The organism is Streptomyces sp. NRRL S-337 (assembly GCF_000720175.1).
Classification (GTDB): Bacteria; Actinomycetota; Actinomycetes; order Streptomycetales; family Streptomycetaceae; genus Streptomyces; species Streptomyces siderophoricus.
On sequence record NZ_JOIX01000224.1, the window covers coordinates 1 to 202 of the forward strand.

At 69.8% G+C, this 202-nt stretch carries 1 protein-coding gene; it reads left to right on the forward strand.

Annotated elements, in window-relative coordinates:
• The coding region (locus IG62_RS42910; RefSeq protein WP_037840518.1) for a thiamine pyrophosphate-dependent enzyme at positions 1 to 202 on the forward strand (202 nt) is incomplete at both ends.

The following is a 202-nucleotide window of genomic DNA, read 5'->3' on the forward strand; positions in this document are numbered from 1 at the left end:
GCTGCACAGCGGCCCCGCCGAGATGGCCAGCGGCGCCGGCAAGCCCTCGGCCGGCACCCGCATCCCGGACTTCGTCAAGCTCTCCGAGGCCATGGGCTGCGTGGCGCTGCGCTGCGAGGACCCGGCCGACCTCGACAAGGTCATCGAAGAGGCCAATGCCATCAACGACCGCCCGGTCGTGATCGACTTCATCGTCCACGAG